This is a genomic window from Psychrobacter sp. CMS30, from assembly GCF_904846565.1.
Lineage (GTDB): Bacteria > Pseudomonadota > Gammaproteobacteria > Pseudomonadales > Moraxellaceae > Psychrobacter > Psychrobacter maritimus.
Window position 1 is genome coordinate 63499 of record NZ_CAJHBF010000014.1, and the last position, 19009, is coordinate 82507.

General features: G+C 42.9%; 15 protein-coding genes and 1 pseudogene. 9 read left to right on the forward strand and 7 right to left on the reverse strand.

The window, feature by feature from the left end:
* The first annotated feature begins 51 nt into the window (after positions 1 to 51).
* Entirely contained in the window at positions 52 to 4380 is a 4329-nt protein-coding gene (gene hrpA, locus JMX94_RS08800) for an ATP-dependent RNA helicase HrpA (protein WP_227673581.1), read from the forward strand.
* Positions 4381 to 4556: 176 nt separating this feature from the next.
* Positions 4557 to 4925 carry a hypothetical protein gene (locus JMX94_RS08805; RefSeq protein ID WP_201564995.1) on the forward strand — a complete coding sequence of 123 codons (369 nt, stop codon included), beginning with the start codon at positions 4557 to 4559 and terminating at the stop codon, positions 4923 to 4925.
* A gap of 124 nt (positions 4926 to 5049) precedes the next feature.
* Here JMX94_RS08805 and JMX94_RS08810 read toward each other — a convergent pair whose 3' ends face one another.
* Together JMX94_RS08810 and JMX94_RS08815 are read right to left on the reverse strand one after the other, a co-directional pair.
* Positions 5050 to 6462 carry an aspartate ammonia-lyase gene (locus tag JMX94_RS08810; protein ID WP_201564996.1) on the reverse strand — a complete coding sequence of 471 codons (1413 nt, stop codon included), beginning with the start codon at positions 6460 to 6462 and terminating at the stop codon, positions 5050 to 5052.
* A gap of 531 nt (positions 6463 to 6993) precedes the next feature.
* The gene (locus JMX94_RS08815; protein ID WP_201564997.1) at positions 6994 to 7329 is read right to left on the reverse strand and encodes a hypothetical protein; all 336 of its coding nucleotides are present in this window, start codon (positions 7327 to 7329) and stop codon (positions 6994 to 6996) included.
* Between the two features lie 203 nt (positions 7330 to 7532).
* On the opposite strand from JMX94_RS08815, the gene JMX94_RS08820 reads away from it, so the two are divergent.
* Positions 7533 to 8153: a bifunctional 2-polyprenyl-6-hydroxyphenol methylase/3-demethylubiquinol 3-O-methyltransferase UbiG gene (locus JMX94_RS08820; RefSeq protein ID WP_201564998.1), complete on the forward strand. Its 621-nt coding sequence runs from the start codon at positions 7533 to 7535 to the stop codon at positions 8151 to 8153.
* A 150-nt stretch (positions 8154 to 8303) separates the two neighbouring features.
* Here the strand turns inward: JMX94_RS08820 and JMX94_RS08825 are convergent, their stop codons facing one another.
* On the reverse strand, positions 8304 to 9170 hold the full coding sequence (locus JMX94_RS08825; protein ID WP_201564999.1) for an AraC family transcriptional regulator: 867 nt from the start codon (positions 9168 to 9170) through the stop codon (positions 8304 to 8306).
* A gap of 203 nt (positions 9171 to 9373) precedes the next feature.
* Here JMX94_RS08825 and JMX94_RS08830 point away from each other — a divergent pair.
* Positions 9374 to 9786 (forward strand): annotated as a pseudogene (locus tag JMX94_RS08830) (organic hydroperoxide resistance protein).
* Between the two features lie 252 nt (positions 9787 to 10038).
* On the opposite strand, the gene JMX94_RS08835 reads toward JMX94_RS08830, so the two are convergent.
* Together JMX94_RS08835 and JMX94_RS08840 are read right to left on the reverse strand one after the other, a co-directional pair.
* Entirely contained in the window at positions 10039 to 10410 is a 372-nt protein-coding gene (locus JMX94_RS08835) for an MliC family protein (RefSeq protein ID WP_201565000.1), read from the reverse strand.
* Between the two features lie 187 nt (positions 10411 to 10597).
* Positions 10598 to 11524, reverse strand: a complete 927-nt coding sequence (locus tag JMX94_RS08840; RefSeq protein WP_201565001.1) for a DMT family transporter — start codon at positions 11522 to 11524, stop codon at positions 10598 to 10600.
* 139 nt (positions 11525 to 11663) lie between these two features.
* On the opposite strand from JMX94_RS08840, the gene JMX94_RS08845 reads away from it, so the two are divergent.
* Positions 11664 to 12347: a DUF421 domain-containing protein gene (locus JMX94_RS08845; protein ID WP_201565002.1), complete on the forward strand. Its 684-nt coding sequence runs from the start codon at positions 11664 to 11666 to the stop codon at positions 12345 to 12347.
* 88 nt (positions 12348 to 12435) lie between these two features.
* On the opposite strand, the gene JMX94_RS08850 is transcribed toward JMX94_RS08845, so the two are convergent.
* The gene (locus JMX94_RS08850) at positions 12436 to 13026 is read right to left on the reverse strand and encodes an AAA family ATPase (protein WP_201565003.1); all 591 of its coding nucleotides are present in this window, start codon (positions 13024 to 13026) and stop codon (positions 12436 to 12438) included.
* A complete protein-coding gene (pnuC, locus tag JMX94_RS08855; RefSeq protein WP_201565004.1) occupies positions 12977 to 13738 on the reverse strand; it encodes a nicotinamide riboside transporter PnuC in 762 nt (253 codons plus the stop codon). The genes JMX94_RS08850 and pnuC overlap by 50 nt, the downstream gene beginning before the upstream one ends.
* Positions 13739 to 14121: 383 nt before the next feature.
* Between pnuC and JMX94_RS08860 the strand changes: the two genes are divergently transcribed.
* The 4 genes from JMX94_RS08860 (at position 14122) to lysS (ending at position 18896) form a co-directional block, all read left to right on the forward strand.
* Positions 14122 to 15267 carry a beta-ketoacyl-ACP synthase III gene (locus JMX94_RS08860; RefSeq protein WP_201565005.1) on the forward strand — a complete coding sequence of 382 codons (1146 nt, stop codon included), beginning with the start codon at positions 14122 to 14124 and terminating at the stop codon, positions 15265 to 15267.
* Between the two features lie 304 nt (positions 15268 to 15571).
* Complete coding sequence (prfA, locus tag JMX94_RS08865; RefSeq protein ID WP_201565006.1) at positions 15572 to 16663, forward strand: peptide chain release factor 1; 1092 nt, start codon at positions 15572 to 15574, stop codon at positions 16661 to 16663.
* A 91-nt stretch (positions 16664 to 16754) separates the two neighbouring features.
* A complete protein-coding gene (locus JMX94_RS08870; RefSeq protein WP_201565007.1) occupies positions 16755 to 17228 on the forward strand; it encodes a hypothetical protein in 474 nt (157 codons plus the stop codon).
* Positions 17229 to 17357: 129 nt separating this feature from the next.
* Positions 17358 to 18896 (forward strand): lysine--tRNA ligase, encoded by a 1539-nt coding sequence (lysS, locus tag JMX94_RS08875; RefSeq protein ID WP_201565008.1) that lies wholly within the window; start codon positions 17358 to 17360, stop codon positions 18894 to 18896.
* The last annotated feature ends 113 nt before the right edge of the window (positions 18897 to 19009 follow it).

Below are 19009 nucleotides of genomic sequence, written 5' to 3' on the forward strand. Positions count from 1 at the left end.
AATTACCCCCATAATCTAACCACTTCCAAATAATAAATAGCCTAAGTAAATATGCCCAATACTTCTAAAAATGTCTCAGAAATGCCTACTGAAAACACCGCCAATGAACGAAACGCCAGTGCCCTTAGCCCCAATCAGTCAAGTAATGAATCAAGTAAAATTGCAAACTTAGATAATGATGACTCAAATCTTACGGCAAACACTGATAATGCATCTTTGCAAGCTAAAGTTGCCGCTGATGATTTACCTGTTTTAGCTAAAGATAGCTATTTTCTTAGCCGCTTAGAGCGTGAGCTGGCGCGGGCTGCTGTGGCTAACAATAAGATAGATAAAAAAGATGCTAGTAAAGCAGAAGATGGGCTAGCTAAAAAACGTGCCCAATATGACAAAATAAAAACCCGCTCACAGCAAGCGGTGCAGGCACGTATGGATAGCATTCCAGACAAATTGGCTGAAAAGCTGAATCTTGATTTGCCCGTGAGTCAACGTGCTGATGATTTAATCCAAGCTATTATTGATAACCAAGTGATTATTGTCGCAGGCGAGACGGGCTCTGGTAAGACGACGCAATTGCCGAAATTGGCGATGTTGGCAGGTCGCGGTATTACGGGGCAAATAGGGCATACCCAACCTCGACGACTGGCTGCTAGAAGTGTGGCAAACCGTATCGCTGAAGAATTGGGCGAGCAGCTCGGTAATACGGTCAGCTTTAAGATTCGCTTTAATGATCAAGGCACAGCGCAATCTGTCGTGAAGCTCATGACAGATGGTATTTTGCTGGCGGAATTGGGCCATGATCGGTTTTTAAGTAAGTACGACACCATTATTATTGATGAAGCCCATGAGCGTAGCTTAAACATTGACTTTATTATGGGTTACCTAAAAAAGCTATTACCCAAGCGCCCTGATTTAAAAGTCATTATTACCTCTGCAACCCTTGATACTAAGCGTTTTAGCGAATACTTTAGTCGTTATGATAATAAGCTCAAGCGTAATGTGCCTGCGCCGATTTTTAATGTTGAGGGTCGTAGTTTTCCCGTAGAAGTTCGTTATCGTCCGTTGACAGATGAGCCAGTAAACAGCTCGGATGATGACAGCTATGATGATTTTGAAGAGAATCTGCCACGTGCGGTCGTTGCCGCAGTGGAAGAATGCTTTAGTGATGCACAAAATAAAGGTCATGCTGATCAAGCAGATATCTTGATATTTGCGGCGACAGAAGCTGAAATTCGTGAGCTCCAAGAGGTGCTTGAGCGTCATGGTCCAAAACATACCGAAGTGCTGCCACTATTTGCACGGCAGACTTACGAAGAGCAACAGCGTATCTTTCAACCGTCAGGTCGTGGTCGGCGTATCGTTATCGCGACCAACGTTGCCGAGACTGCGCTGACCGTACCCGGCATTCGCTATGTGATTGACTTAGGATTTGCGCGGATATCACGCTATTCGTATCGCTCACGCGTACAGCGTTTACCGATCGAAGCCATCTCACAAGCAGCAGCCAATCAGCGTAAAGGTCGCTGTGGTCGTGTTGCGCCGGGTGTTTGTATCCGTCTTTATAGTGAAGAGGACTTTACCGGTCGTCCAGAATTTACGGAACCTGAAATTTTACGGACCAATCTTGCATCCGTTATTTTACAGATGGCCAATCTGCGCTTAGGTAGTGTTGATGATTTTGCCTTTATTGAGCCACCTGATAGCCGTTTGGTGACTGATGGGCATAAATTACTCGATGAATTGGGCGCGATTACTTCTAAAAACGAAGCCTCTTCTGCTAAGCAAACCAACAAGCCCAAAAAAGGTCTTGATCATCTGGTTCTGACACCGACTGGGCAAAAAATGGCACGTATGCCAATCGACCCAAGGCTGGCACGTATGTTGGTTGCTGGTTCTGACTTTGATTGTATCCGTGAAATGCTCATTGTCGTTGCGGCGCTTGCCGTACAAGATCCGCGTGAGCGTCCGGTAAATAAGCGCCAGCAAGCCGATCAAAAGCATGCTGAGTTTCGCCAAGATGACTCCGACTTTCTATTTTATTTAAGCCTCTGGAAAGCACTGTTTGAAAAAGACGAAGACGGCAACAAACTGTCTGGTAATCAGCGTAAGAATTTTACCAAGAAAAACTATCTGAGCTTCCCGCGTGTCCGTGAATGGAGCCAAACCCATCGCCAGCTGGTACAAATGGTCACTGAGCTTAAGTTGACTGATGTTAAGGATGCAAAAACTGCTGATAAAGGTAGTAATAAAAATGCTTCGTTAGAGAATGTTACGAGTGACCCTACTGCGATTGAAGATGAAGAACTCAAAGCCGTTAAATATGCCAATTTACATCGCGCATTACTAACAGGATTATTGTCTACGATTGCGCATAAAACTGAAAATCGCGGTGAGTATCTTGCTGCGCGCCAGCAAAAAGCCAAAATATTCCCAGCCAGTACGGTGTTTAAACAAGTACCGCCTTGGGTCATGGCTTTTGAAGTGGTTGAAACCTCGCAAGTGTTTATGCGCACCGTTGCCAAAATTGAGCCGGAATGGATTATCTCAGCGGCAGGTGACTTATTAAAATATCACTACTTTGAGCCGCATTGGTCGAAGAAGACGGGGCGAGTTAAAGCCTATGCGCAAATTAGTTTATTTGGTCTGATTATTATCAGTAAGCAGCTGACCAACTATGAGCAAGTCAACTTAGCTGAGTCGCGGGAAATCTTTATCCGTGATGGTTTGGTGACTGGTAATTTAGGTCGGCAAGCGCCGTTTTTACAGCATAATATGGACAAAATTGCTGATATTGAACGCATTGAAGACAAATTGCGTCGCCGTGATTTATTGGTTGATGAAGAAGCACTGTATCAGTTTTATGATAAAAAAATCCCCGAACATATTGCCAGCCGCAAAGCGTTTGAGGATTGGCGTGCCGAGATAGAGAAAAATGATGCTAAGCATCTATTCTTTACCGATGATGACGTGCTTAATAGCCAAGCGCCAACCACAGGCGATTTCCCAGAAGTGTGGAAATTGGGTGATTTAAAATTACCGCTACGCTATGTCTTTGATCCGTCAAGCGATGATGATGGCGTGACCATTCGTGTGCCACTGGTGGCGCTACCGCAGCTCGATGCGATTGAGCTATTGTGGGGCGTGCCCGGTTGGCGCTATGAGCTGGTATTACAATTGCTCAAGTCATTGCCCAAAGACATTCGCCGTCAAATTGTACCGATTCCTGACACCGCCGATAGCTTGTTCGATGAATTGCAGCCCGCTGGTGGTCAAGGACTGCTTAAGCAGCTTTGCCAAGCCCTAAATCGTCGCGGCATTATGTCGGTGACACCAGATAGTTTTAATCCTGCTAGTATTGATCGCTATTTGCAGCCGCAAATCTGCGTTGTTGATGACAAAAATCGCATTATCGAAAAAGGTCGTGACCTGCAAACGCTGCAAATTCGCCACGCTTCTGAAACCCGCCAAGCGGTGAACGAGCAGCAAGGCACGCACACCGAATTCCCTGAGCATTTTGCCTTTAGCAAAAACCATCATAGCGCAGGCGTGGTGATGAAGCAGTTTGCTGCCTTGGTCGCAGACGCGTCAGGTGAAGCGGTATCGATTCATCAATATACCGATGTCAATGCGGCGTTGCAGGCGCACCGTATCGGGGTTTTAACTTTGATAAAAGGTAAGCTTGGCGCCAAGAAAAAACAGCTGACCAGTCAAATTGATAAGATATTCAAATTGGCATTTGCGCCACTTGGGGATATGGAGAAGCTAAAAACCATCGTTATCGATGCGGCATTGGATGCGGCGCTTGAAGAGCATTATGTGTTATTTGATCATAGTGCTGATTTACCTGAAAGTGCTGATGATACTGCCATAGCCCTTGCTGAAGAATTGCCTTTCACGCCAGAAGAGTATGAAAAAACCTTGGAAGTAGTGGCAGGCAACTTCCTATTAACCGGTCAAAACGTGATAAAAACGCTTAAAAATGTCTATACCCGTTGGCAGCGTATCCGTCAGAGTTTACTCATGCTTGATAGAGAAATATTTGGCGAGTCTATCGAAGATATCGAAGATCAGCTAGAGGACTTGCAATTGGCTGACTTTGTTTATCGCATGGATTATAGCCATTGGCAGCAGTATCCACGCTATCTGGAGGCGCTGGAGATTCGTATCGAACGCCTTGAGCATAATATTGAATCCGACCTTGAAGGTGTCTATGCCCTTGATGTGCACATGGAGCGGCTAGCAAATCGTGCCAACGATAAAGCCATCAGCGAGTATCGCTGGATGGTTGAGGAATATCGCATTCAGCTCTTCGCGCAACCGATGAAAACCCGCATGGCGGTATCACCGAAGCGTCTAAGCAAGATATGGGATAAAATGAGTTAAGGCTCGATTTGAGCTTTAAAAGTTGATAATTGACAACCTATGACAATTATCTTGTATAGCTCTTCATTCTAATCGATAATATTTGATTAAAATGAAGAGCTATTATTGTTTTACACCAAATTTTTCTGGGCTTTACACAATAGATTGATGTAATTTTTTTAGCAGGATAAAAAATAATGATTAAATTTAGACTGATAATATTAGGATTTGCATCAACTATATTTATTATTACGGGCTGTGATGAAACACAAGCCAGTAATAATAAAAACGTGAAGGAATTGACGCCAACAAGCGTGCAAAAAGAAGTGCAGTTACGGGGCGACTTCAAAAGAAGCTTTGAGGTTTATGAGTTGGCCTCTAATGACATCACTTACTACGTGTCAGATCCAAAGCAATTATTAATGAAAGATTCGAAGAGTTTCAATCAAAAAGGCTATTACAAATATTTCGAAACTTGCGTCGTTGGCAAAATCAGTTCTATTGGTAAATATGGCCCTCTAGGCAAATATCAAAATCAAATAACTGTCCGTGAAATTTGCGTGTAGTTTTGATAGTGCAAGTTATTGAATGGATGCACCTTCCAATTCTAAGTAACTAACCCTCATTATCAATAAAAAAAGGCCAGATTAGCAATCGCTAACCCAGCCTGTTTATTTAACTAAAGACAGATTATAGCAAGGCTCTAACCTTTGGATATACCATATTGGCAGGAGACAAGATATCATCTAGCGTCTCTTTATCCATCAGTTTTTCTTCTAATACGATGTCATACACACTACCACCAGTCTCTTGTGCTCTTCTTGCGACAAAAGAAGACGCATCATAACCAAGATGCGGATTCAGCGCAGTGACCAGTCCGATATTATTGAATACCTCGACGCTACACGCCTCGTTATTCATCATCAAGCCATCGATACAGCGGGTAGCAAACATCTCACAGATATTGGCCAGCATGCTCATACCGGTAAACAAGTTAAAGGCAATCACTGGCTCAAAAACGTTGAGCTGTAGCTGACCATTTTCTGACGCCATAGCGATAGTATGATCGATACCCATCACATGGAAGCAAGCTTGATTGACCACTTCTGGGATAACAGGGTTTACTTTACCCGGCATAATCGAGCTACCAGGCTGCATTTCAGGCAAGCGATATTGCGCCAAACCAGCACGCGGACCTGAAGACTGCAAACGTAAGTCATGAGCAATCTTAGATAAACGGGCGGCAAAAAGACGCAAGTTGCCAGACAGTGCAACATAAGCACTGGTGTCTTGCGTCGCTTCAATCAAGTCTTCAGCGATATAATAAGGTCTGCCAGTCAGCTCTGATAAGCTCTTGGCAACTTCTTCAGAATAACCCGCTGGGGCATTCAAACCGGTACCAATCGCTGTACCACCCATATTGATTTCATGAAATAGCGCGCGAGTAGCTTCGATGCGCTCCATCTCTTTTTTTATCATGGTTGCAAAGGCATTAAACTCTTGACCTGCCGTCATAGGTACCGCATCTTGTAAATGCGTGCGACCCATTTTTAATTGATCGGCAAGCTCAACGCTTTTTTTCTTCAGGCTTGTGTGCAATATAGCCATCTTATCTAACAGGCGCACGCAATAATCGTCCAAAGCGACATTCATCGCCGTAGGGTAGGCGTCGTTGGTCGATTGTGACAGGTTGACATCGTTATTTGGATGCACATGCTGATAATCGCCTTTTTCATAACCGAGGATTTCTAGTGCTCGATTAGCAATCACCTCATTGGCGTTCATATTGGTTGACGTACCTGCGCCGCCTTGGAACATATCTACGATAAACTGGTCGTGATATTTATTATCGATTAAGTCATCGCACGCTGCTGCAATAGCGTCTTTAACCGTGTCATTTAGTACGCCTACTTTGTTATTGGCGATAGCCGCCGCTTTTTTAACGGTAGCAAAAGCACGAATAAAGGTAGAAAACTGAATTAAGCGCACACCACTGACGGTGAAGTTTTCAAAAGCACGTAAAGTTTGGATGCCATAGTAAGCATCAGCAGGGACGTCACGATAGCCGAGTAGATCATGTTCTTGGCGAGTAGCAGTAGTCATTCAATAAAATTCCTTTCAATAAAAAGCCCTGATTAAGACGCAGTGAGACCGTCATTTATTAAAATGACAGTGGTTGCATCACATTGGTAAATCAATTCAATCAACATTCAAGCATAAGCCTTTTACAAGGCGATTAATAATGAATATTTATTGTATTATGCATAATAAAACAAAAAAGTTTATATCATAAACGGTTGATGATAAATGCTTGTGATTAGGCAAATGGGCTGAGCCATATGCTTAACTGCCGTGCAATGCTAACCCAAGTCCTCACCCTTAATTCAGATTACACTCAATCAAGTAGGGCAAGTAAGCTATGTAAGTATGGTAGGGTAAGTGGTTAGCGATGATAATTACTGATATAAGCACGAGTAAAAATATAGGCAAGTATCTACTGTACTATGTTTAGACGATTAAAGCGATAAGGCGTTGCACCTTATGCCTTATAAATTATCAAGCAAAGATGAGGCGTTCTGTCTTTTCTCTAATGATTACGCTAAATATTCAGGTTTCAGGTTTCAGGTTTCAGGTTTAGGGTTTTGCTCTTATATTTTCCGTAAGTACGCCCATACCATAAAACAAGAAGGCGATAAGCGTCAAGGCGACGATAAATGGCGTCAACAGCCAAATCACAATATTGATTAATAATGACGATAATAAGCCATTAAAGATAATCGTATGAGGCGCGATAAAGTCTGAAACGACATCGACGGCACGCTTAGCAATCGGGAAGAGTAGGGTGCTGATGGCCAAAATATAGATATATTTTGCAAAGTCAGGATTGCTTGATAGGACAATGAAGTGAAATCCCAAGTAATACATAATACCTAATGCCCAACATTTGAGAGTGTAGCTTAAACGAATCATGTGACTTCCTCCCTAATATACTTGCGATTTTCTACTCCATTAAAAGCACGTCAATAAATGCGGAATAATGAATATATTATATATGTTATATTATGAATACATGGGTAAAGTCAATGGTTTTCTACACTCACTGTTTATTTGCTCGCTATTCATATACATATTTTATAAATAGCCTAAGCAAAAATATACTAAAGGAATGAGATATGTGGAACGAGCGCTATAACGAAGCAGAGTATATCTTTGGTACCGAACCTAATGATTTTTTAAGAGATACATTTAAGGAAATAGCAGCAGGTGGCAAGGTTTTATGTTTGGCTGAAGGCGAAGGTAGAAATGCGGTATTTTTGGCAGAGCAAGGCTACGAAGTGACCGCCATGGATATGTCTGAAGTAGGTTTGAATAAGGCATTAAAGCTGGCGCAAGATAGAGGCGTGGAGATTAAGACGCAGGTTGCCGATTTAGCCAACTATGAGTTTGGCGAAGCACAGTGGGATGGTATCGTTGCTATCTGGGCACATTTGCCTACAGCCATACGCCAGCAAGTTCACGCTCAGATTGTAACAGCGTTAAAGCCGAATGGGGTATTTCTCCTTGAGGCTTATACCGAACAGCAGCTAACCATGGATGCTGTCGGCGGACCTCCTGCAACGCAAAAAGAGAGCTTTGGTTCGTTAGCAGTCTTGCGTGCCGAGCTGGCAGAGCTAGAAGAAATAACGGGTATCGAAAAGCAGCGCATGATTTCTGAAGGTACGCGCCATCAAGGTTTGAGTGCGGTGGTACAGTTTGTTGCCAAAAAAACAGATAAACATAAATTTAAACGCTAATTCATAAACGTTATTGTCAGTTGTGATAATACAGATAATGACTATATTTATGGGTATAAATGACGGGCTGACGATTCATTTCAATTGTTTAATTCTAAGTATTTAATTCTAATTGCTTAATTACAAGTATTTAATCATAAGTACTTAATTTTAGGCATACAATTCACCGCTCGGACTGATGCCAAATAGCCGTTTATATTCTCGGCTAAACTGGCTCGGGCTTTCATAACCGACTTGCATGGCGATTTGCGATATCTGAGAGTCATTTGCCTGAATCAGACGCCGGGCTTCCATGAGTCGCAGACTCTTTTGATATTGTAACGGGCTTAACTGAGTAATTTCTTTGAAATGATGATGAAACCCCGAAACACTCATGCCGCAGCGACTGGCCAATTCCTCTACAACAACTGCCTCATTTAGATGCGTCTTTATCCAATCGGTAGCTTGGGTGATACGGTGCGTATGGCTGCCATTGACTACCAGTTGGCGTAGTGTATTGCCTTGCTCTGCTATGAGCAGGCGATAGTAAATCTCTTTCTGAATTAATGAAGCAAGAAAGTCGATATCGTCTGGATAATCAAGCAAGTGTATAAGGCGCTCAAATGCTCCCAGTATGGTGCTGTCTAATTGCCATTTTATTCCTAAGTGATTAGCAGGCTTAAGTGCTTCGGGCTGTTTGGGCGGTATTTTTGCTAAAACCTCACCAATCATGGCAAGGTTTAATTTCATAGACAGCACGATAACCGGATGCTCTACCGATGCGTGCTTTATATGCATGCTTAAAGGAATATTGACCGGACAAAACATCAGATTGCTCTTATCAAACTTTTGGCAATCTGCACCTAAATAAATCTCACGTGCGCCTTGCAAGACGATACAAATACTGGGTTCTTGGATATAACTGACGGCTTTACTGGGTTTATCTGCACAGTAAAAAAATAAGCCTGAAATAGCAGATTCAATGGTTTGGTTTCTAGGCAAGAGGGAGAGTAGTTGCTCAATAGTTGATTGGTTCATTAGGCTTTCTTATTTTATTTAATTGCTCGATACTATAGATATTTGTAGAATTAGGCAAGACGTTTGGAGCTATGTTCTAACGGATTGTCCTGCATACTCCTATAATAGCTTTATTGGAAATGACCAAGCGCTATTACTAATGCAAGCGTTAATAGTAGCGTTAAGCACAATAAACTATCTAAAATATAGCTGAGGAATCAATCATGAAAATATTTTATAAAACTCGCGCCACTGCAACCGGTGGTCGTTCTGGACATACGGATCTTGACGATGGCTCATTAGGTTTTGATTTGGTCTCGTTTCAAGAAATGGACAAAGAGGGCGTCAATCCAGAGCAGCTTTTTGCCATGGGTTACGCCGCTTGTTTCGATAGCGCGTTAAACCTGACAGCTCAACAAATGAAATTGCCAATCACTGCCTCAAAAACTTCTACCCAAGTTGGTATTGGCATGAAAGCTGATGGCAGCTATAACTTAGATATCGATCTGTATATCGAAGTATCTGGTATCGATGAAGCACAAGCGCAAACGCTTATCGAAGCCGCTCATCAAGTTGCCCATACTCTAATGCCACACGTGGCAATGTAGACGCACGCTTGCATGTGACTGTGGTTTAATGGCTTTAATTTAATCATTGCTCTAATAACTATAAATAAATATAAAAATGACATGGCTTTCAATTGCTTGAGTATATAGCGTATTCAAGCAATTTTTTTATTTCACATAAAAGATGGTACGCATAAAAAAGAGCCAGTAGTTTGACTACTGGCTCTTTTGTTTTAAATAGATTTTTTTAAATAGATTTGAATAAGAATACGGATTTTATTCAAATAACTATTATGCCTTTAACTACCATGCATTATTTATATTTATAATTTGCAGTTAACTTGGTACTCTTGACCGTTGTCTGATTTGATGGTCATGATGCCAAAATCAGCTTTGGTGTGCCAATCATAAGTGGTTTTAGGGTTCACATCGTTGACATAACGAGCGCCAGAACCTGATACCGCTTGCTTCATGGTGATTTTTGCGTTGGTCAAACCAACTTTAGGCAAGGTAACGTTTAGGTTAGCAGCTTGACCGTTTGCAGTGTATGCAGCAGTTACTTGACCGTTGTCTTCACAAGTAAATGATTGAACCACTTGCTGAGAATTGGTCGTTGGTGTAGTAGTGGTCGGTGCGCTGGTTGCACAAGCAGCTAGTAATACAGCAAAAGGCGCTACGGCTAATAATTTTTTCATAATATCTCTCAATGTCTATCAAAATTGGTGTGAATTTTATTTGTTACGCTAGGCGGTATAATACAACAAAAAATGTAATTTCGTGTTGTGGTTCGAGCTTAGGAAAGTAACATCGGCTAGCGGATTTATGACTGAAATCCATGACTGGTCAAGCTTTGCTTGCTATCAGCCTGTTATATCTCTGCTATCAAACTTTTGTTTTTTCTTGCTTTTTATTTAAGACAAATACCAATACTGCACTCAAGATAACCGAGCTTGCGATAATAAACTCTAAGGTGAGCTGCTCGGACAAAAACACCACACCCATAATTGCTGCCAGTACAGGGACACAAAGTTGCACTACCGCAGATTGGGTGGTTTTTAGCAGCGGCATGGCCACATACCACATACTGTAGCCGATGCCAGAGGCGATAGCACCTGACGCGACCGCCAGCATGACGCCTGTCATGCTTATGGTTGAGAGGTAACTCATACCGATCAGTGCCAATATCGGCACAGCAACTAAGCTTCTTAAAAAGTTAAAGCCCGTCGTTCTCAAGGGCGATACGCAGGTTTTGCCGCGTATACTATAGATACCCCAAGCAGCACCACTAACTGCCATCATCAGCGCGCCAGATAAGGAAGGCGTTGCCGCGGACGGCAGCATCAAGTAGACAAAGCCTATCAATGCTATCAAAAGCGCTAGACACTGTATGCGGTTGAGTGGCTCTTTATTATAAACTCCCCAACCAATCATCGTGAGCTGCACAACTGCAAACAAAATAAGCGCGCCCGTGCCGGTATCAAGCGCTTGGTAAGCCATTGAAAAACACAGCGCATAAACCACTAAGCTGATAGCACTGAGCCAATCGCCTTTGTCTGTTAAGGCAGCAGGGTCAAAGTTGCCCGTCTGTTTTAGAGTAGTTCGCTTTAGGCTGTTTTGTTTTAAACTGTTTCGTCTTAAATAGTGAGCTTGTGCCATTATGATTAGCCCAAGGCAAGCGGCGCCGCTGAGCAAGCGGATAGCGGTAAAATTCCAAGCATCAATCGCACCGTCTGCCAATGCCATTCTACAAAGCAATGAGTTGGCGGCAAAGGCTATTAAGGCGGTTATCGTATATAAGGCAGCTTTCAAAATAATTCCTACAATCATTAACAGAGTTTTTGCATAAAATAGAGCAGCGTTAAGCAAAGCAGTATGTGTTAAGCACAGAAGTACGTTGAGCAATTTTGCTGCGCTAATCCTGCCAAAAAATAATAACAAGGAAAAACACATGGATTGGGCAAGTATCTTTATTTATGACACCACATGGGCATTTGCCGCCGAAATACTCATACGCGTCATTGTGATGTTTACGCTTATTATTTTGTTTTTACGTTTTACCGGTAAGCGCGGCGTGCGGCAGCTGTCTATCTTTGAGCTGACAATTATCTTATCGCTTGGCTCTATCGCTGGTGACCCGATGTTCACCGAGGACTTGCCGATTATCCAAGCGGTACTGATTATGAGTACGGTGATTGTGCTTTATCGCTTGTGTACGTGGGCGATGATGAAATTCCAAGCTTTTGAAGACTTGCTAGAAGGGAGGGCGATTTATATTGTCGACGACAGTATGTTGGTTCTTGATAAGATAAAAAAGGGCGAAATGTCGCACGATGAGTTTTTTGCTGAAATGCGCCAGCAAGGGGTTGAGCATCTAGGGCAAGTGCGTACCGGCTTACTTGAGACAGATGGTGAATTTAGTTTATTGTTATGTTCGCCTGAGGACACTTGCTATGGCTTGCCGCTTTTCCCTAAGCAGTATCAGCCTGTCGAACAGATAGAGCCAGATGTGCATTATGCTTGTATGTATTGCGGCTATGTGGACTTTATCTCAAATCCCAATCAAGTATGCCAACGCTGTCAGAATGACTGTAAAAACTGGGCGAAAGCGTTAAATAACGAAATTGTTAGATAGTTTTAGATAGTTAGCGACACAGCATTTAACCATCTTTGTTAAACAACCTGACTGCGTTAAATAGCCTAAGTATTTTTATTTGCTAAAATCATACTAATGACGTTAATATTTTTACCACTTGCTGAACCCGTTCTTCTCTATCACCACCGATACGTTGAAAAGCCTTGTTATGCAAGGTCAATTGACTAGCAAAATAAGCGCTGATATCTTCGCGTTGATGCGGGCTATCACGCAAATCATCGGCAACCCATGGAATATCAACGTCGGTTAAGAGTATTAAATCATGATGGTGTGCTAATGCCGCTTGGGTAAGCGCCTCAGGGCAATCGCCATAATACCAGTTGGAATACACCATCAGCTCAAATAGACTGGTATCACAGAATAAGTAGCTACTATCAGACGTTTGCGCGGCTTGCTGAGCGAGTTTGTTTTCTAATTCAATCTGACCTTGCGCGATAGGCAATAAATCATCCCAAGTACAGGTCAGCTGCTCATTATCCCATTTTGCTTGCAGATAAGTGCGCATATATTCTGGCACCCATGGACAGCCAAAATGCGCGGCCAAATCGCGGCATAACGTGGTTTTGCCGGTACTTTCTGCCCCCAGTATGGCGACATTAATAACGGATTTAGGCGTATGCTGCGTGAGATTGCAGGCGGTAGCGTCGTTGCCATTCATAATATGCCCAGATTGCAATAAGAGTGAACACTACATATTGTAGCGCCGTAAAAGTCAGACCTTTATAAAAGTACAGCGGTACGGAAATAGCATCGGCGATAATCCAAAGTAGCCAGTGCTCAATTTTGCGCCGTGCCATCAGCCACATTGCCATTAAAAACAGCGCCGTGGTCAGCATATCGGTGTAATCAACCCACGTAAATAAATGCAAGCCCAATACCGCGCCATCAAAGCTAAAGTTATTATTGATGACGGGTCTAAAATAATAGACCAAAGCAACAAAAGCTATGGTCGCCGCCGCCAGTGCGCTTAATATGGGCACATCTTTTTTGCTTAAATGTTCAACTTCAATAGCATATTGAGCATCCGTATTTTGCCCGCGCTCATCTTGCGGCTGGCTGGTTGGATTTATATAATCCTGATGCTTTTTAATTTCTATATTGTTTTTATTTTGCGTCCAGTTTATCCAACCATAGATACTCATGACGCTGTAATAAGCATTGATAAACATATCACCGAATAATTGCCATTTCCACAGCAGATAGACAAAGATGGCGGTGCTGACCAGCCCAATAGGAAAAACCAAAATATTGGTCTTGCTGGCAAGTAAAACGCTACTTACCCCAAAGATTACCGCAATCAATTCTAAGGCAATAAATAGGGTCGGGTAGTCGGCATATTGCCCGAATAGCCAGTTTAGGAGTTCCGCCATTGCTATTCCAAAGTCAAAAAGTAAAAAGAAAAGGTGGATAATATCAGTTAAGTTGATAAAAATTTAACAAGTCCGTGGCAATTAATGTCAATGAGTGGCAGTCAGCCACAGCCGAAGGCACTTATATTGGATAAAATAACGCGATAAAGCCATGCTAATCAACGCTGATTATAGCGCAGCTGTTGGGAAATGAAGCCAATCTTTACTTATTCTCGTCAAGAAGCTGATTATTTGTAACAAAGTATTAGAAAAATTATATTATTCAGGCATAATAAAGGCACTTATTTTAAGTTTACAGTTATTCACCGAAAATTAGACGACTGTTGTTTTCTCCACTTTTATGCTTATTGCAAGCACCATCGTAGTAGACAAGGAAGCGCATCATGACGACTTGTATCACGGGCACTGGCCTGTATATTCCCCCTTATAGCATCAGTAATGAAGAGCTGGTTGATTCATTTAACCAATATGTTGAAAATTATAATGCCAAGCATGCCGATGAGATTGAAGCAGGAACGGTTACTGCGCTTCAGCCTTCATCAGCGGCCTTTATCGAAAAAGTCTCAGGCATCAAATCACGTTATGTGATGGAAAAAGACGGTATCTTAGATCCTGAAATCATGGCACCGGTCATCCCTTACCGCAATTTGGGTGAAGAGCTGTCTATCATGGCAGAAATGGGCACGGCAGCGCTAAAAGATGCGCTAGCTGACGCAGGTTTAGAGGCCAATGATTTAGATGGTATTATTCTTGCCTGCTCAAATTTTCAGCGTACTTATCCTGCGGTTTCTATCGAGATTCAGGATGCCATCGGTATGGTTGGTGGTTTTGCTTATGATATGAACGTGGCTTGTAGTGCGGCGACTTTTGGTCTATCGCAAGCCCATGGCTCAATCGTGTCGGGTCTTGCTAAACGCGTTGCTGTGGTCAACGTTGAGATTACCTCAGCGCATCTAAACTGGCGCAACCGTGATAGCCACTTTATCTTTGGTGATGTGGCAACCGCTTCAATCGTTGAAGAGCTAGACACGCCAAAAGGCTATGAGATTTTAAACGCCAAGCTGTTTACCCAGTTTTCGACCAACATTAAAAACGAATATGGCTTTATGGACCGCTCTGAGTTCCTAGCGGCGCAAACTGAGATGTATCCGGATATCAAAGAGCCGGTCACCGATAAGCTGTTTTTGCAAAATGGCCGTAAAGTATTCCGTGAAGTCTGTCCAAAGGTTTCTGAGATTATTACTGAGCATTTGCATGACAATGAGCTGCAAGCTAGTGACATCAAGATGATGTGGCTACACCAAGCCAATGCCAATATGCTTGATTTAATCTTGCGCACAGTCGTTGGACGTGATGCCGATAAAGCCATTGTTCCAAGTGTTATTGATGAATTTGCCAATACCAGCTCTGCCAGTCCGATGATTGTTTTCCATCGTTATAAAGATGCGCTAGAATCTGGCGACTTGGGCGTGATTTGCTCATTTGGTGCAGGTTACTCCATCGGTTCAGTGTTGGTTCGTAAAGTTTAATATTTCGTTAAAATTTTCTGATAACCATAATAGCCGCAAAAATAGCTAAGAGTTTTCTTAGCTATTTTTTTATGTCCGCTATTTATAGCTTTTCTGGACTGTTTTTGTGCGCTATGTTTACTGATTTCTTATTGGCCGCAGAGCTATGGGCTAATATGAAGCTATGGGCTAATATTTAGGCATAATTTGCGATAAAACAGCCAGTTTGCGAATATTATGGCAAGATTGCTTAGAGGTTTTAAATTAAGCGCAAAAATTTGCTATAATCACTCTCTTATTTTACTCATTTTAAAAAAGTCCTTTTATGAAAGAATCCTTACGCCTGCGTTTAGACCAGATGGTAGACCGTTATGAAGAGGTCACCGCCTTATTATCAGACCCGAGTGTCATCAGCGATAATAATAAGTTCCGTGAATTGTCGGTTGAGCATAGTGACTTGATGGATATCACTACTTTATGGCAGAACTATGTGCGTGCAGAAACGGATCAAGCGGATGCAGAGGCGATGCTGGCGGAAGCTTCAGACCCTGAAATGAAAGAGATGATGCAGGACGAGATTGACAGTGCCCGTGACACCATTGTCGAGATGGAAGAAGCGCTTAACGTCATGATGTTGCCAAAAGATCCTAACGATAAAGTGCCTGCTTTCTTGGAAATTCGTGCGGGAACGGGCGGTGATGAAGCGGCGATTTTCTCTGGTGACTTGTTCCGTATGTATCAAAAGTATGCCCAAACTCAAGGCTGGACGGTAGATATTCTGTCGGCTAATGAGGGTGAACATGGCGGCTATAAAGAGATTATTACCCGTGTGTCGGGCAATAGCGTTTATGGTCGTTTAAAGTTTGAATCAGGCGCTCACCGCGTACAGCGTGTCCCTGAAACCGAAAGCCAAGGTCGTGTCCATACCTCGGCTTGTACGGTTGCGGTTATGCCAGAGGTTGAGATTGATGATACGGTTGATATCAATCCTGCAGACATTAAAATGGATACCTTCCGCTCAAGTGGCGCCGGTGGTCAGCACGTTAACACCACCGACTCTGCGGTACGTTTGACGCACATTCCGACCGGTACCGTGGTAGAGTGTCAACAAGAACGCAGTCAGCACAAAAACCGTGCGCATGCGATGAAAATGCTGGTGTCCAAAATCCAACAAGCAAAAGTACAAGCGCAGGTCGATGTGGCGGACTCAATACGTCGCGACTTGGTCGGTAGCGGCGATCGCTCAGAGCGTATCCGTACTTATAACTTCCCGCAAGGTCGTATGACTGACCATCGAATCAACCTGACCTTATATAAGCTTGATTCGATTATGGAAGGTGACTTGGATGAAATCCTTGATGCACTGTTACGCGAGCACCAAGCAGACTTGATGGCCAGTATCGGCGGCGGTGATTAAGACAGTTAACGGTTAAAAGCTGATTAAGTTAAAAGCCGTAAACCATGCCGATAAGCCAGTTATTTATAATAGTAAAACTAAGGTAGTGATTATGATAAATGACTGGTTAGCTTCAAAACAATCCTTTAATGGCATGGTGTTAATTATATTGGCTATGCTTATGGCGTTTTGGTTATCTGCTTGTAGCGTAACGCCCGCGACTTCGACAGCGCCACCAATACCATCGTCTTCTGAGAGCACCGCATCCGCTGAAACAGCTGATCCATTGACTTACCAAGCATGCGTATATCCGCCTAATGAGCTGGTACAAGCTTGTGAGGTAAAAGGTGGAACGTTTTTGCAACAAGGTAGGCTTGGCTGTTATCAGTGTGTGCTGTCTTATAGCGATGCTGGCAAGGTTTGCCAAGATGGTTCTGACTGCCAAGGACAATGCAAAAACACGGGTGAATTTATAGATTCACAGGCCAACAATCAAACAGGGCAATGCGCCAGTGATAGCAGCACGTTTGGCTGTTATCAAACGATTGAAAAGGGCGTGGCACAGCCTGCTATTTGTGTTGATTAGTTCTAGCGCTTTTTAGTATGAAAAATCAATAAGTATTATTGAGCTTCCTTATTTATATGTTTTATTTGAACGTCTTATTTTAATTTACTTCGTTTATTCCTTTAATTATCTAATAATTTTGAGAGTATTATGTCAAAGCACAACAATCAAAACCAGAATCAAGAGCAAGCCCCAGAAGACGCGAACGAGCTGATTGCTCAACTACAAGCTAAGCTAGATGAAATCACCGCGTCAGGTAAGCAGCCTTATCCTAATACCTTTAAGCGCACAGATTACGCTCAGGATTTGCAAACGGCTTTTGATGGTATCTCAAAGCAAGAAATCGAAGATAAAATTGCCAACGGTGAAAAAACTCAGGTAAACGTTGCCGGTCGCGTGATGCTAAACCGTGGGGCGTTTATTGTTATTCAAGATATGACCGGTCGTATTCAGCTATATGTGGCACGCAAACAGTTAGATCCAGAGACATTGGCGACGATTAAATCGCTAGATTTGGGTGATATCGTTGGCGTATCTGGTTATATCGGTCGTTCTGGAAAAGGCGACTTATATGTCCATATCGAAGAGTTTACTCTGCTGACAAAAGCACTACGTCCGATGCCAAATAAGTTCCATGGCTTAGCCGATGTAGAAGCGCGCTACCGCAATCGCCATCTTGATTTGATGACCAATGAGACGACTCGCGACACCTTTGTGATACGTAGTCAGGTTATCAGCGGTATCCGCAAGTTTATGTTGAATGAGCGTTTTATGGAAGTTGAAACGCCTATGATGCATCCTATCCCAGGTGGCGCGGTTGCGCGTCCGTTTGTGACCCATCATAACGCTTTAGATATGCCGTTATATCTGCGTATTGCGCCTGAGCTTTATCTAAAACGCCTGGTGGTTGGTGGTTTTGAGAAAGTGTTTGAGATTAACCGTAGCTTCCGTAATGAAGGCGTGTCAACCCGTCATAATCCTGAATTTACCATGATTGAGTTTTATCAGGCGTATGCTGACTATCATGACTTGATGGATTTGACCGAGCGCTTATTTAACGAATTGGCGATGGACATTTTGGGCACCACTGAGCTGACTTATCAAGAGGAAGCAATTAGCCTAAAAGCGCCTTTTGAGCGTCTGTCGATGTCTGATGCGATTGCTAAGTATGCAGAAAACTTCGATATGGCACGCATTAATGACCGTGACTATCTTGCAGAATATGCTTCAACGACCCTTAAACAACAAGTAAAAGACGTCTTTGGTGTTGGCAAATTGCAGACTATTATTTTTGAAGAAACTGCTGAGCATCAGCTACGTCAGCCGACTTTTATTACAGAATACCCTGCTGAAACGTCGCCACTGGCACGCCGTAACGATGACAATCCTGAGATTACCGATCGCTTTGAGCTATTTATCGGTGGTCGTGAGTTGGCGAATGGCTTTAGTGAACTTAATGATCCTGCCGATCAAGCTGAGCGCTTCCATGGTCAAGTCGCTGAAAAAGACGCTGGCGATGATGAAGCGATGCATTTTGATGAAGAATATATCGAAGCCTTATCTTATGGCTTACCGCCAACAGCAGGTGAGGGTATTGGTATCGATCGCTTGGTGATGCTATTTACGGACTCGGCCAGTATTCGTGATGTGATTTTATTCCCGCATATGCGCCGCAAGCATGAAAGCTAGACTGCTTTACTTGCCATAAATCCACGCTGGGACTAAACTGAACATAAGAAGGCTCTTTCTACTTTTAACGGAATGGTCTCAAGTTCTTTATGAGACCTTATGTATAGGGATAT

Excerpts from the sequence above, each read along its gene's own strand:
- hrpA (WP_227673581.1), top strand. The coding sequence starts at position 52 with ATGCCCAATACTTCTAAAAATGTCTCAGAAATGCCTACTGAAAACACC.
- JMX94_RS08805 (WP_201564995.1), top strand. The coding sequence starts at position 4,557 with ATGATTAAATTTAGACTGATAATATTAGGATTTGCATCAACTATATTT.
- JMX94_RS08810 (WP_201564996.1), bottom strand. The coding sequence starts at position 6,462 with ATGACTACTGCTACTCGCCAAGAACATGATCTACTCGGCTATCGTGAC.
- JMX94_RS08815 (WP_201564997.1), bottom strand. The coding sequence starts at position 7,329 with ATGATTCGTTTAAGCTACACTCTCAAATGTTGGGCATTAGGTATTATG.
- JMX94_RS08820 (WP_201564998.1), top strand. The coding sequence starts at position 7,533 with ATGTGGAACGAGCGCTATAACGAAGCAGAGTATATCTTTGGTACCGAA.
- JMX94_RS08825 (WP_201564999.1), bottom strand. The coding sequence starts at position 9,170 with ATGAACCAATCAACTATTGAGCAACTACTCTCCCTCTTGCCTAGAAAC.
- JMX94_RS08835 (WP_201565000.1), bottom strand. The coding sequence starts at position 10,410 with ATGAAAAAATTATTAGCCGTAGCGCCTTTTGCTGTATTACTAGCTGCT.
- JMX94_RS08845 (WP_201565002.1), top strand. The coding sequence starts at position 11,664 with ATGGATTGGGCAAGTATCTTTATTTATGACACCACATGGGCATTTGCC.
- JMX94_RS08850 (WP_201565003.1), bottom strand. The coding sequence starts at position 13,026 with ATGAATGGCAACGACGCTACCGCCTGCAATCTCACGCAGCATACGCCT.
- pnuC (WP_201565004.1), bottom strand. The coding sequence starts at position 13,738 with ATGGCGGAACTCCTAAACTGGCTATTCGGGCAATATGCCGACTACCCG.
- JMX94_RS08860 (WP_201565005.1), top strand. The coding sequence starts at position 14,122 with ATGACGACTTGTATCACGGGCACTGGCCTGTATATTCCCCCTTATAGC.
- prfA (WP_201565006.1), top strand. The coding sequence starts at position 15,572 with ATGAAAGAATCCTTACGCCTGCGTTTAGACCAGATGGTAGACCGTTAT.
- JMX94_RS08870 (WP_201565007.1), top strand. The coding sequence starts at position 16,755 with ATGATAAATGACTGGTTAGCTTCAAAACAATCCTTTAATGGCATGGTG.
- lysS (WP_201565008.1), top strand. The coding sequence starts at position 17,358 with ATGTCAAAGCACAACAATCAAAACCAGAATCAAGAGCAAGCCCCAGAA.